Annotated in this window: 13 protein-coding genes, 2 tRNA genes and 1 riboswitch; of the genes, 2 read left to right on the forward strand and 13 right to left on the reverse strand. The window is 46.3% G+C overall.

Annotated features, from left to right (window positions below; genetic code table 11):
- The 5 genes from ICN10_RS08965 to ICN10_RS08985 all read right to left on the reverse strand — a co-directional run bounded on the left by ICN10_RS08965 (position 1) and on the right by ICN10_RS08985 (position 5026).
- A complete protein-coding gene (locus tag ICN10_RS08965) occupies positions 1-453 on the reverse strand; it encodes a DUF4442 domain-containing protein (RefSeq protein WP_255536842.1) in 453 nt (150 codons plus the stop codon).
- 15 nt (positions 454-468) lie between these two features.
- The gene (locus ICN10_RS08970; RefSeq protein WP_216214733.1) at positions 469-2211 is read right to left on the reverse strand and encodes an IlvD/Edd family dehydratase; all 1743 of its coding nucleotides are present in this window, start codon (positions 2209-2211) and stop codon (positions 469-471) included.
- A 65-nt stretch (positions 2212-2276) separates the two neighbouring features.
- On the reverse strand, positions 2277-3140 hold the full coding sequence (locus ICN10_RS08975) for a transporter (protein WP_216214735.1): 864 nt from the start codon (positions 3138-3140) through the stop codon (positions 2277-2279).
- Positions 3141-3158: 18 nt separating this feature from the next.
- Entirely contained in the window at positions 3159-3686 is a 528-nt protein-coding gene (locus tag ICN10_RS08980; protein WP_216214736.1) for a hypothetical protein, read from the reverse strand.
- 32 nt (positions 3687-3718) lie between these two features.
- A complete protein-coding gene (locus tag ICN10_RS08985; protein WP_216214739.1) occupies positions 3719-5026 on the reverse strand; it encodes a U32 family peptidase in 1308 nt (435 codons plus the stop codon).
- Between the two features lie 213 nt (positions 5027-5239).
- Here ICN10_RS08985 and ICN10_RS08990 point away from each other — a divergent pair, with 213 nt between their 5' ends.
- Complete coding sequence (locus ICN10_RS08990; protein ID WP_216214740.1) at positions 5240-5824, forward strand: hypothetical protein; 585 nt, start codon at positions 5240-5242, stop codon at positions 5822-5824.
- 64 nt (positions 5825-5888) lie between these two features.
- On the opposite strand, the gene ICN10_RS08995 is transcribed toward ICN10_RS08990, so the two are convergent.
- A tRNA-Asn gene (locus tag ICN10_RS08995) sits at positions 5889-5964 on the reverse strand.
- A 21-nt stretch (positions 5965-5985) separates the two neighbouring features.
- Here ICN10_RS08995 and thiD point away from each other — a divergent pair.
- Positions 5986-6870: a bifunctional hydroxymethylpyrimidine kinase/phosphomethylpyrimidine kinase gene (thiD, locus tag ICN10_RS09000; RefSeq protein ID WP_216214742.1), complete on the forward strand. Its 885-nt coding sequence runs from the start codon at positions 5986-5988 to the stop codon at positions 6868-6870.
- Between the two features lie 25 nt (positions 6871-6895).
- Here the strand turns inward: thiD and thiE are convergent, their stop codons facing one another.
- The 7 genes from thiE to ICN10_RS09035 form a co-directional block, all read right to left on the reverse strand.
- Positions 6896-7822 (reverse strand): thiamine phosphate synthase, encoded by a 927-nt coding sequence (thiE, locus tag ICN10_RS09005; protein ID WP_216214744.1) that lies wholly within the window; start codon positions 7820-7822, stop codon positions 6896-6898.
- Between the two features lie 22 nt (positions 7823-7844).
- On the reverse strand, positions 7845-8663 hold the full coding sequence (locus ICN10_RS09010; RefSeq protein WP_216214752.1) for a thiazole synthase: 819 nt from the start codon (positions 8661-8663) through the stop codon (positions 7845-7847).
- Between the two features lie 23 nt (positions 8664-8686).
- Complete coding sequence (gene thiS / locus ICN10_RS09015; RefSeq protein WP_216214754.1) at positions 8687-8884, reverse strand: sulfur carrier protein ThiS; 198 nt, start codon at positions 8882-8884, stop codon at positions 8687-8689.
- Entirely contained in the window at positions 8875-10026 is a 1152-nt protein-coding gene (locus ICN10_RS09020) for an FAD-dependent oxidoreductase (RefSeq protein ID WP_216214756.1), read from the reverse strand. The genes thiS and ICN10_RS09020 overlap by 10 nt, the downstream gene beginning before the upstream one ends.
- A gap of 17 nt (positions 10027-10043) precedes the next feature.
- Complete coding sequence (gene thiC / locus ICN10_RS09025) at positions 10044-11984, reverse strand: phosphomethylpyrimidine synthase ThiC (protein WP_251374472.1); 1941 nt, start codon at positions 11982-11984, stop codon at positions 10044-10046.
- 37 nt (positions 11985-12021) lie between these two features.
- Positions 12022-12129: riboswitch (TPP riboswitch) on the reverse strand.
- 85 nt (positions 12130-12214) lie between these two features.
- Positions 12215-13048, reverse strand: a complete 834-nt coding sequence (locus ICN10_RS09030; protein WP_216214759.1) for an NUDIX hydrolase family protein — start codon at positions 13046-13048, stop codon at positions 12215-12217.
- 202 nt (positions 13049-13250) lie between these two features.
- A tRNA-Arg gene (locus tag ICN10_RS09035) sits at positions 13251-13325 on the reverse strand.
- Positions 13326-13376 lie beyond the last annotated feature (51 nt).

Here is a 13376-nt window from a genome sequence, read left to right on the forward strand (position 1 = left end):
CTAGCTTTTCTTGATCTTCTTGCGGATGTAGAGCGTCTTTGTAATACGCGCAACGACATCTTCTTCGCGATCCTTAACATCTACTACAAAGTCCTTTAGCACCTTGTCGCCAGACTCTGCGGCGTTAATAATCTCGTCAATTTGTGCTTGAGTCAGATCAAAGGAGGCATGCACAGGCCCCTTACCAGGCTTAAGAAACTCAATTTTCGCTGCTTGATCCCAAACAATATAGCCTTTACCAATATTTTGAGACACCATCATCATAAAGAAGGGGTCAGTCATTGCAAATAGACTTCCGCCAAAGTGAACCCCCAGGATGTTGCGATTCAAAAGACCATGCTTTAAACGCACTTTGGCATGACGAAAATCTTTAGCAATACTTTCTACGGTAATGCCTGCACCCAAGAATGGGGGCCATATATTCATGCCCTTACGCAGGAGGTTTGCATTCATCACAGTCTTCAATCTTTACTTTGACTGAGGGGTCTTGCCAACCATCTTGGCTGCCCTCAAGAAATCAAAGTCGACACCTTGGTCTGCTTGAGTAACGGTATCCAAAAAGAGCTTTTTATATCCACGCTCAGCTGTTGGAGAGGTGATGGGGTTGTCCTTCATGCGCTGAGCTAATTCAGTATCAGTAATTAAAAGGCTTATCTCACGATTCTTAACGCTTAAACGAATGCGATCACCATTGCGGACTTGAGCTAAAGGCCCACCAATCGCAGATTCAGGTGTAACGTGCAGCACAATCGTGCCAAAGGCTGTGCCGCTCATGCGTCCATCAGAAATGCGCACGATGTCTTTCACGCCTGCACGTGCCAATTTCATCGGGATCGGAATGTAGCCAGCCTCTGGCATACCAGGAGCGCCTTTAGGCCCAATATTCTTAAGTACCAAAATATCTTCAGCAGTGACATCCAATTCAGGGCTATCAATGCGGTTGGCTAAATCAGCGGCATCCTCAAATACTACGGCTCGACCTTCATGCTCCATCAGTTTTTCATTGGCCGCCGACTGTTTAATAATTGCGCCACCAGGAGCAAGGTTGCCGTGCAATACGGCAATGCTGCCACGTGGATAGATAGGCTTATCAAAAGGACGAACGACATCTTGTTTAAAGCTCGGCGGTGCAGCATCAATCTCTTCACCTAATGTTCTGCCAGATACGGTCATGGCATTTAGCTTTAGTAATGGCTTAAGTTCGCGTAGCAGGGTAGTCATGCCGCCTGCATCATGGAAATTTTCCATGTAATGATCGCCAGAGGGTTTTAAATCAACCAGAACCGGAGTCTCGTCGCCCATCTTATCGAGAGCATCTAAGTCGATTTCTAGCCCCATGCGTCCGGCAATAGCGGCGAGGTGAACAATACCGTTCGTTGATCCGCCAATCGCTAGCAATACGCGCATGGCATTCTCAAAAGCATCTGCAGTGAGTACTTTATCGATAGTCAAGCCTTCATTTGCCATCTTCACCGCACAAGTACCAGTTTCTTCAGCAATGCGGATACGATCAGCCGTAACAGCTGGAGGGGTGGCGCCGCCAGGAACAGTCATGCCAAGCGCTTCAGATATGCAAGCCATAGTGCTGGCGGTACCCATGACAGAGCATGTGCCTACGCTGGCAACAAGCTGATCATTCACTTCATCTTTTTCAGCTTCATCAATTTCACCGGCGCGGAACTTACCCCAATAACGGCGGCAATCAGTACATGCGCCAACACGCTCGCTGCGATGTGAGCCAGTCAACATGGATCCTGTAATAAGTTGGATTGCTGGCAGTCCTGCGGAAGCGGCGCCCATCATTTGTGCGGGTACAGTTTTATCGCAACCACCAATCATGACGACAGCATCCATCGGCTGAGCACGCAACATTTCTTCGGTGTCCATTGACATCAAATTGCGTAAATACATGCTGGTAGGAGCTGCAAAACTTTCATGAATGGAGATTGTTGGAAATTCCATCGGTAAACCACCGGCTAACATAACGCCACGTTTTACTGCTTCAAGCAGTTGTGGCATATTGCCGTGACAAGGGTTATATGCGCTTCCAGTATTAATGATGCCAATAACAGGGCGATCTAATGCGCTATTGGTATAGCCGGCACCCTTAATAAAAGCCTTGCGCAAGAATAAAGAAAATCCTTTATCGCCATAGCTAGTTAAGCCTTTACGTAAACCGCTCTCTGCAGGGTCTTTTGGTTGATTGCTCATGAATGTCTCACATCTCTTTTAAGTGTTCTTTTGGGTTCATTGTAGCGATTCAAGGCCAGATTTAACTACAGTCCGCCACCCCAGCGATATTGCCAAGAGAGCCCCAGTGCGGTGTAGTCGGTATTGGTATTGGAATAAACACCCTTACTGCCAGTTAGGCGGATTGAATTGTGCTTATTGATGGGGTAAGACATGGTGCTTCCAAAGCGCCAATTTTCTTGTGAACCAGTGATTGCTGTGCCATTGACATATTTTTGACCACCAGTAAAGTAGGTGGCATCAGCAGATATATACGCCATGTTTTGAAAGTAATAAATGACGTGGGCTTCAGATGAATATATTGGATTTTGGGAGAGCGTATTGCTTCCCAGAAAGCTGGTGTTACTTGTATAGATCGTAGCCATACCCGCTAATTCCAAGCGCCATGGACCAATTGCTTGTGATGCTCCGATAGCAGGCTGAATCAGCGAACGATTAGCACCTACATTGAGCATTTGTTCGCTGTTGTACTTACCCCAAGGAATTGATGCTGCTAGGCTGGTACCAATAATAAGATCTTGTTGATAGCTTTTAAATTCATCTAAGGAGAGTGCTGGTGCTCCATAAAGATTAGCTGAGACTTTCACAACAGGATCAGATAATCCTTCAGCAGATGCATTTATATTTTGAGGGCCAAGAGTGCCTGTCCCAGAGAGTTGAGCATACGGAACCAAGAGGCTGATTCGGCCAGACTGCCCAAAGACGTCGATGATGCGAGTTAGATTTACCGCTTCAGTAGTCAGCGTATAAGAACCGCTTTTGGCCTGTGCAATACCGCCTGTAACAAAATTGATGCCAATTGGCGCATTAGAATATGCACGGGCTTCAATTTCTTGAGCTTGAACCTGCTGATAAGTAAATACCAATAGGCATAGCCAAAAAATTCTCACGCAATACGAGTAAAACAATTATTTTTTCGAGCCAAAAAGAATTGCCAGTGTGGCTGTATTGCCTATTGCTTGGTTGACGCCCATGAAGATTAAGTAAGGCCAAACAATAAGCCAATAGAGGATAGCCATTGCAAAAATTCTGATGGGCTCACCATTGCCAAAGGCTGCCATAGAATGGATAAATTCTTTGCCATGAATTAATCCATCGACTCCAGCCTCAAGGAAGTTTAAAGCTAGAACGAAAGCTAAATAAACAATGGATTCAAATATCAGTGAATTCACAATTCCATGCTCTTTATTCACTTTGATTGGATAGGCAGCCTGTGCAATCAACATAAATTTAGCTGCAATACCTGCCTTAATGATTGCAAAACCAAAAATGGATAGCGGGATCGGGCGCTCCTCAAGGGCGGTGGCGGCAAAAAATGTAATTGCACAGAACCAAGTGCCGAGGTAAAGGGTTAGAGTAAAAGCCTTTTTAGCTTCCTCTTTCAGCTTATCTTTTAAGCTGTGATGGTTGGGTTGGCTAACGGTATTGTTTGTCATTAAAAATAATCAATCAGAGAGATGTAGGGTGATTACTCGCCGCAAGTGGCGCAAGAGCCTGCAGTTTCTACTGGGGCTGGTTCCTGTGTATAACGTGCAATAAAGGAGTGCTTACTGGTCATCGGAATCTTTAGCCAAACAAAGTGACCTGAGCCAGGCGCAACATCAATTGATTCGCCGTTCATATTCCACATTTCAGTCAAGACAACATCAGTGTTGCCGTTAGGCTCAATGATCTCTAATTTATCGCCAACGGAAAAGCGATTCTTAACGTCAACCTTGACGCGGCCCGAAGCGGAATCGATATCGAGAGTCTCGCCAACATATAAGCTGCGTCCCGATAATGAGTGGCCGCGCATATAGAGTTGATACTCTTTATCGTGGTGGCGCTCATAGAAGCCATCGGTGTAACCTCGGTTAGCTAGGCCTTCTAGCTGACCCAATAAAGCGGTATTAAATGGTCTACCTGCTACAGCGTCATTGATTGCTGCTCGGTAGGCTTGCACAGTACGAGAAACGTAATAAGGTGATTTGGTGCGGCCTTCGATCTTGAAAGAATCAACGCCCATCTTAGTTAGGCGCTCGATATGCTCAACGGCACGAAGATCCTTGGAGTTCATGATGTAAGTGCCATGCTCATCTTCTTCCATGGGCATCAAATCGTCTGGGCGGCGGGCTTCCTGAAGAAGAACTACATCACCGCTGCCATTTTGCTGGCCCGGCTTAACTTTGTAATCCCAGCGGCAGGCATTAGTACAGGCGCCTTGATTGGAGTCGCGATGAGACATATAGCCTGATAGTAAGCAGCGTCCTGAGTAAGCAATACAGAGCGCGCCATGCACAAAAACCTCAAGCTCCATTTCAGGACAGTCTTGACGAACTTCTTCGATTTCATCAAAGGAGAGTTCGCGAGACAAAATGACACGACTAATGCCAACAGAGCGCCAGAACTTTGCAGAAGCACCGTTTACAGTATTTGCTTGTACGGATAAATGAATGGGCATATCTGGCCAAGCTTCACGTGCCATCATGATGAGACCTGGATCAGACATGATCAATGCATCGGGTTTCAATGCAATGACGGGGTCCATATCCTTAATATAGGTTCGGGTCTTCCCGCCATGCGGCAATAAGTTAGAAACTAAGTAAAACTTTTTACCCATGTCATGGGCAGTATCGATGCCTTGCTTGAGAACTTCAATCTTGCCAAAGTCGTTATTGCGAACCCGCAGTGAATAACGAGGTTGGCCGGCATAAATGGCATCTGCACCAAAATCAAAAGCAGTGCGCAACATGTTGAGGCTGCCAGCAGGGGCGAGTAGTTCAGGAATCTTAGTCATCCCGCTATTTTAGTGAATACAGCCAATTTTGCTGTATTTGCAGTATTACCGAGCCCTGGAGTGCTCTAGGCCTAGATTTTCGGATGTTTGATAAGCATGCCGCTGATTAATGAAGAGTATCCTAGGGGTCCTGTGGAGAGCATTGTAAAAATGAACGGGGAGCCTTCCCTTTGACTTTTCACCCTAAATTGAAGGCGCTTATAAAAGAATGCAATGACAAAACTGACATCTAAAACCATACTAAAAAAAGCTAGCGGTATTTTGTCTCAAGAGTTCGCAATCCCTAAGGATATTGCTTGGGCATGGGTCACTTTATTGCTCTCACAAGAAGAGCAAAAGCGCGATAGCGAAGAAAAACGTTACGGCCGTATCGCAGAGTTCGAGGCCTGGATTTTGGGCTTGAACTTACCGGCTGATCCAAAAAATCCTGAGGGTAGTGCAATAAGCCCGGGGGCTGTAAAAAATTCTGCAAGAAATGTCTATGAATGGCCTCATGAATATATCTTTGAAGAGCCGACAACCCCAAAGCATCCTGATTCTAAGGTTGCCTATAACGATACGATTACCGAACCCATTTTGAATGCAATTAAAGACGCTGGTGGATCTGATGATAGATCTAAGCTGATTGCTATCTTAGAGGGTTACGCAAAAGAGGGTAAAGAGCCATTTGCCAATGTCATGCCAGAAGGCATTGAATGGAAAGGCAGCGCTTGGAAGGATGGGGATAAATACAATCTTTTGACTATTAAGACTCTCAATAATCGTTTAGCAAACCTACGCAAGAAGGGGTTGATTTAAGAGATCGACTTAGCCAGTGCGTTAAAGAAAAAGCCCCTAGATTTCTCTAGGGGCTTTACTTATTTGGCTCCTCGACCTGGGCTCGAACCAGGGACCTACGGATTAACAGTCCGGCGCTCTACCGACTGAGCTATCGAGGAATAAGCCGATATTATAGCAAGATGAAATCACTACTTCCTACTTCTGTACAGATCCCTAAAGTACTGACTATTGCTGGGTCCGATAGTGGCGGCGGGGCGGGGCTCCAGGCGGACCTCAAGGTCATTACTGCCTTGGGTGGCTTTGGTATGTCGGTGATCACAGCCATTACCGCCCAAAATACCTTGGGAGTGACTCGCATTCAAGATGTAGATCTGGATGTGGTTGAGGCCCAGATTGATGCTGTTTTATTAGATATTGGGGCTGATATTGTCAAAATTGGCATGTTAGCCAGCCCAGAGATAGTGAAAACGGTTGCTAAATCTTTGCGCAAGCACGGCGTAAAACGCATTGTTCTTGATCCTGTATTACGGGCTACTTCGGGTGCTAGTTTGGGTGGTGACGATACTGCGCAGGCCATGATTTCTGAATTGTTTCCAATTGCAACATTGATTACGCCAAATTTAGATGAGGCATCACTATTACTGGGCAGTGAGATTCGCGGACCCAATGATTTCAAACTGGCGGCTGAAGAATTACTCGATATGGGACCGCAAGCAGTATTGATTAAAGGTGGGCATCTTGATAGTACGCACACTCAAATTACAGACTACCTAATGTGGCGCACCATCGAAGATGGGTTGGAAGTGGTGCAGACAAAAGAATTTAAACACTACCGAGTCAATACAGTAAATACACACGGTACAGGTTGCTCTTTAGCATCTGCAATTGCTACCTATCTAGCGGGAGGCCATGATTTGAGTCATGCGGTTGCTAAAGCGATTGCCTATGTTGAGGCTGGATTAGAGGCGGGGCGCTTCTTAAGTATTGGTGAAGGCCCAGGACCGCTGTGGCACATGCATGATTTCTATCCCACTTCATTGCTTGAAGAAAAAGGCAAATACTAAGACTGGTTTAATTTGCACCTAGAGATCAAGCGCGCATTAATTCTTGTAGGTGTTTGACGGCAGCTTTAGGATCCTTGGCTTGCGTGATAGCCCTCACTACAGCTACCGAACCAACGCCACTCTTAGCCACTGCATGAATGCTATCTTGATCAATGCCGCCAATGGCTACCAGGGGATAGTGGCTCATTAACTTAGCGTATTGGTATAGGCGTCCAAGTCCTTGAGGAGCAGTAGGCATCTTCTTGAGATTTGTCGGAAAAACAGCACCCATAGCAATATAGCTTGGGCAAAAACGATCGGCATATGCAAGCTCTGCATATCCATGGGTGCTTAAGCCTAAGCGCAAACCTGCCGCACGAATCTCATCTAAGTCAGCCACTTCCATGTCTTCTTGACCTAAATGCACGCCATATGCACCAGCATCAATTGCTTCTTGCCAATAGTCGTTAATAAACAGTAGTGTTTTGCTATCTTTGACTGCAGCAACAGATTCTTTAATTTGTTTTCTAATCTTAGACTTGTCTTCAGATTTAAAACGCAATTGCACCGTCGGAATCTCTGCATCAACCATGCGCTTTACCCAATCAGCATCAGGCATCACACCATACAAGCCTAAGCGTTTTGGACACTCTTTGAACGCATTGGGATTCATGTTGCGAGTCCAAGGGAGTAAATCAAAGTGCTCAGGTCTACTAGGCCATTTAAAGGGGTTAAAGCCACCATCTTGCAAAGTCATGCGTGACCAAGCTTTGCCAAGAGTTTTGGCATCCGATTCAATAAATCCCATTTCAACAGCAGCCAAGGCGCCAGCTAACTCGTAATGATCAACTGCTGCTTCATTATCAATTTGTGGCGGTGGTGTATTTAAGCTGAAGGCTGGTATTGGAATGCACAGATCTGCATTGCGATGCGCTGCAACGATTTGGTCGGCAAGATCACGAATCAGACTCATTAGTTCAGTGTACTTAACTTCATTAAGAGTGGTGCCAAAAAGGCGTTCCCACCAAAGGCGTACTGGCTTGCGCAGATTCTTGCGGTTTCATGGCCCCCGATAAATAGGCTGCACGTCCTGCATCTACGGCCATAGCAAAGGACTTAGCCATGACTACAGGATCATCGGCCAATGCAACAGCGGTATTGAGGAGAACACCGTCAAAACCCCATTCCATGACCGTGCATGCATGAGAAGGGAGGCCTAGGCCAGCATCAACTAAGAGCGGCACTTTCAAGCGATCGCGTAAGAGTTTCATGGCGTATGGGTTTAATGGTCCCTGGCCAGTGCCAATGGGAGCAGCCCATGGCATTACTGCTTGGCAGCCGACATCCACAAGACGTTGACACAAAATGAGATCTTCGGTGCAATAAGGCAGGACTTTGAAACCATCTTTAATTAAAGCCTCAGCAGTTTGTACCAAACGCAAAACATCGGGCTGCAAGGTGTAGTCATCACCAATAAGCTCTAATTTGATCCAATCGGTTTCAAAAACTTCACGTGCCATTTGTGCTGTTGTGATTACTTCTTGCGGACTATGACAGCCAGCAGTATTGGGTAATACAGGTACCGCCATCTTTTTGAGTAAATCCCAAAAACCACTATGTGCTTCAGCAGTGGAGGTACCTTGGCGACGTAGGCTTACAGTAATCATGGCAGGATTAGATGCCTGTACGGCGTTTTCTAAAACCTGTGGAGAAGGGTACCGTGAGGTGCCCAGCAGTAAGCGGCTAGCAAAACTCTCGCCATACAGTACAAGAGTATCGACACTATTGAGATTGCTAGGTAATGGAGCGTTCATATCAATTTCAGTTCGTTATTACATCAACCACCAGTAACTGGGGCGATCACTTCGATTTGGTCATTCTCATTCAAGACAAACTCTGCATGCTTTGTCTTGGGTACAAAATTCAGATTCACAGCAACAGCGTAGGGCGGCTTGGCATCAATCAATGCCAGTGCATCGCTGACCAAGCTATGGCTTGGCAATTCATATTCGACTTGATTGACGATTATGCGCATACAGCCTCTGCTTGATTGCTGTTATGCGTAACACTCAAACCCAATTCCAATGCAGTCTTACTAGTTCCTTGCTCAAGTACCTGCAAGGCGCAATCTAAAACAGCTGGCGCAATCATAAAACCATGGCGATATAGGCCATTGATCAAGATCAAATCTGCCAGCCCTTTATCTTTTGCCATCCGGATTTCTGGAAGATTATTTTTTAAAGTAGGACGGCATTGCGTTGCCATTTCCAAAATACGTGCTTCAGCAAAACCACTGTGAACGGTATAGACCGCGCTAAGTAACTCCATCGCAGAGCGCACACTCATCTCAGACAGATCATCGGACTCAATTTCAGTGGCACCCACCACATAAACATCATTTTCTTTCGGGGCAATGTAGATTGGGTAGCGAGGGTGAATTAATCTCGTTGGACGGCGCAGCTTTACCTCTGGAGCATAGAGTCGAATCACTTCACCGCGAACACCACGCAAGGTATTGGGTTTGTCACCGGTAGACCAAGTCTCTTTAGCGCCAGTACCACGACAATCAATTACTGCTTGATAGTCAGATTGCTGACGCAGATCTTGTGGTTCCACTTCTGTGTGCCACTGGCAATTTACCTTCAATAGCTTGAGCTCACTAGCAAGTGCATCTAATAGCTGACGATTATCCAACTGTCCTTCATTTGGCAAGTAGAGCCCCTGATTGAAGCGATCAGCAACACCAGACTCCAACTCACGCAAAGTTTCACTATTTAACTTTTGGGGTGAGCTGAGCTCAGAGTTCGCGCGACAGTTCTTCTCTAGGTGAGCTGTAAAGCGCTCAGCATCGCTGGCATCTTGTCGATGCCAAAGAATCAAAGTGCCGTCTTGCTGGAAGAAAACCGACTCAGACAGCTCAGAAATCAGCTCTTTCCAGCGAGGCAGGCTGTATAAGCCCATGCGCACAACAGAATCTTCGGTAATAGCTGATTCTGCAAGAGGGGCCAACATCGCAGCTGCAATGCGTGCTGCAGCATGAGCTGCGTCTGGGCCGCCTTTTTCAAATAGATCAACTTGAGCGCCATCCTTAGCAAGCGCAACTGCCAGCAAACGACCCATCAGGCCACCACCGACAATTGCATACTTACTTTGAGAGAAGTTCAAGCTATTTGCCATCGTATAAATCAGTATAGTTACTGATAAATCTCACTACCGCGTTTGCGGAACTCGGCAGACATCTCTTCCATGCCTTTAGATGCATCCGCTACTTCAGTAATCGGAATGACCTTTGCTTTTGGATTTCCGTCAGCATCTAAGGTTGCCGCATAGTCACGTACTTCTTGTGTGATCTTCATGGAGCAGAACTTTGGACCGCACATTGAACAGAAGTGAGCAATCTTCGCGCCTTCAGCCGGCAAAGTAGCATCGTGATATTCACGTGCACGCTCAGGATCCAAGCCAAGATTGAACTGATCTTCCCAGCGGAATTCAAAGCGGGCTTTAGACAATGCGTTATCGCGCACTTGAGCACCAGGTAAGCCCTTGGCCAAATCAGCGCCATGAGCAGCAATCTTGTAGGTGATGATGCCTTCGCGCACATCTTCTTTATCTGGCAAGCCTAAATGCTCTTTAGGTGTGACATAGCAAAGCATGGCTGTACCGTACCAACCAATTTGAGCTGCACCAATACCACTGGTGATGTGGTCGTAACCAGGAGCAATATCCGTAATCAATGGTCCAAGCGTATAGAAGGGGGCTTCTAAGCAGTGCTTGAGCTCCTCAGTCATATTCTCTTCAATGCGCTGCATAGGTACGTGACCAGGACCTTCGATCATGACTTGCACATCATGCTTCCATGCTTTGGCAGTCAATTCACCTAAGGTATGAAGTTCACCAAACTGTGCAGCATCATTGGAGTCAGCAATACAGCCAGGACGTAAGCCATCACCCAAGCTAAATGAGACGTCATAGGCTTTCATGATTTCGCAAATCTCATCAAACTTGGTATAGAGGAAGTTCTCTTTGTGATGCGCTAAGCACCATTTAGCCATGATCGAACCGCCACGAGAAACAATGCCGGTAATACGATCAGCTGTTAGCGGAACATAGCGAAGCAATACACCCGCATGAATAGTGAAGTAATCCACGCCTTGTTCAGCCTGCTCAATCAAAGTATCGCGGAACATTTCCCAAGTGAGATCTTCTGCAATACCACCAGTTTTATCTAATGCTTGATAAATAGGAACAGTGCCAATTGGAACTGGAGAGTTACGAATAATCCACTCACGGGTTTCATGAATATGTTTGCCAGTCGAAAGATCCATGATGGTATCTGCGCCCCAACGAATGGACCAAACCATCTTTTCTACTTCTTCATTAATAGAAGAGGTAACAGCAGAGTTACCCAAGTTGCCGTTGATCTTCACGCGGAAGTTACGGCCAATAATCATTGGCTCTAATTCAGGGTGATTAATGTTGGCAGGAATAATCGCACGGCCAGCAGCAATCTCTGAACGAACAAATTCACCGGTAATGATTTCAGGCAAGTTAGCGCCATAGCCTTTGCCCGGATGTTGCTTGAGGAGTTGCTTGTACGCAGGATCCTTGCGCAATTGCTCAAGGCCCATGGATTCACGCAAGGCGATGTACTCCATCTCTGGAGTGATGATGCCTTTGCGAGCATAGTACATCTGACTTACATTCTGACCAGGCTTAGCCACGCGCGGCGCACTGATGTGAGAGAAGCGTAAATTTTGAGTGGCTTCATCTTGGGAGCGAGCAACACCATACTCAGAACTAGGGCCAGCCAATTGAATGGTGTCATTGCGCTCAGCAATCCAAGCATCACGTAGTCTTGGCAAACCTTTTTCAAGATTGATCACAACATCCGGATCGCTATATGGGCCAGAAGTGTCATACACAGGAACAGGAGGATTGGCTAATAATTCTTCGCCTACACGTGTGGGCAGCTGCTCAATCATGCGGATTGGTGCTTTGATATCCGGACGTGAACCCTGGAGGTAAGTTTTGGTTGAGGCTGGATAGGCAAACTTTTGACCAAAGTCGCGCTCCAAGCTTTTTAAACTGGGAATCTCGTGTTTAGCGTTTTTTGTTGTGGAATTGCCTGTACTCATGTCCATCTCCTAGCTGTTTTAGATGGACGAAACCGGGTGTCGGTCTGATGTAACTCCCCACGCCAGCATTACCTGGATCGGGTTAAAGGGTCTTTCTCAGCGCCTTCAGGCTAAAAACCTCTGAAGGGCACCCCTGTTTCATCCTTAATAAGGATTTAACCACGAATTGGGGGATCAATGCATGACTACCATCAAGCAGGTGTCACAAGAGGGAAATAAGGGCGAATCCCTCATTTATTGCGACGCAATATGAAGTCTGCTGTTACAAATGCGGCGTCAGAGGTGAATTCGTCAGCCAATATCCTGGCAGCAGCCTCGGCTAGTGAGATTTCTATAAAACCGCTGACTTCGCCATCATGATTCATCGGGACAAAGTTGTCAGCTAATTCTAGGTCGTAAATATAGAGCTGCTCATCATGAAAACCTCGGTTAAGGGATGGGCGACGCATATGAATGCGTCCAACAGGCTCAATCTGTTCTGCAATTTGCTCAGGTACGCCAGCCTCTTCCCAAAGTTCGCGACGTGCGCTTACCCAAGGTGTTTCATCGGCAGTAATGCCGCCAGCTGCTAAGTTATCTAACTTGCCTGGATCAGTAGGCTTAGTTTCACTACGTCTACCCAACCAAATCGTATTGCCTTGCGTGTAGCCGTTGATATGCGTTGCCATGCTGCGAAATCCAAAGGTGCGAAATGCAGCACGTTCCATGCGAAAGTACTTGTGACCATTTTGATCTACCCACGCAAAGTCTTCGTTTCGCCAGCCGGGAATAAATCCACCTACGCGCATGCGATTGGCTAACTGGTAAAGACTGTTTGATAAGTCTTTTGGTTTGCCCAATTGAATTGTCAGCTTGTCATGACTAATTGCAATGAGTGGAATGGATTCCTTTTGTAATGCCTCTTGTAAATAGATAGTGAAGTCTGGATTGAGATGCCCAATGAGCTGCTCGCCTATTGCACCGCGGGATAAATAGATTGGCAAAAAATCTGCCGGAGCAGAGCGCGCCGTATTTTGGAGCATTTCCTCAAGGGCAGCTAGCGTACTGGTTGATAGGCTGGTCATGGGCCTAAGTTTAAGGGAACTTGGCGCCCATAACACATAACTTCAGCTGCACTAGCTTAAATATTTGTAAGTAATTACAAAAGAAGGGGGAATACTTTCTGCACACAATTTAGGCAGGCTAGGTCAGCCTATACAAATCTGTGACTTACGAAAACTTTTGAGGATTTATCCACAATGCCTGTGGATAAGTATGAAGAATTTTTGGTCCCGCCGACAGGAATCGAACCTGTATCCCACGCTTAGGAGGCATGTGCACTATCCATTGTGCTACGGCGAGGCGGTATAAAAATTAAAAGTGTGTTAGGCAGATTCTAATGAATTACCAACC

The organism is Polynucleobacter sp. 86C-FISCH, assembly GCF_018882415.1.
Taxonomy (GTDB): domain Bacteria; phylum Pseudomonadota; class Gammaproteobacteria; order Burkholderiales; family Burkholderiaceae; genus Polynucleobacter.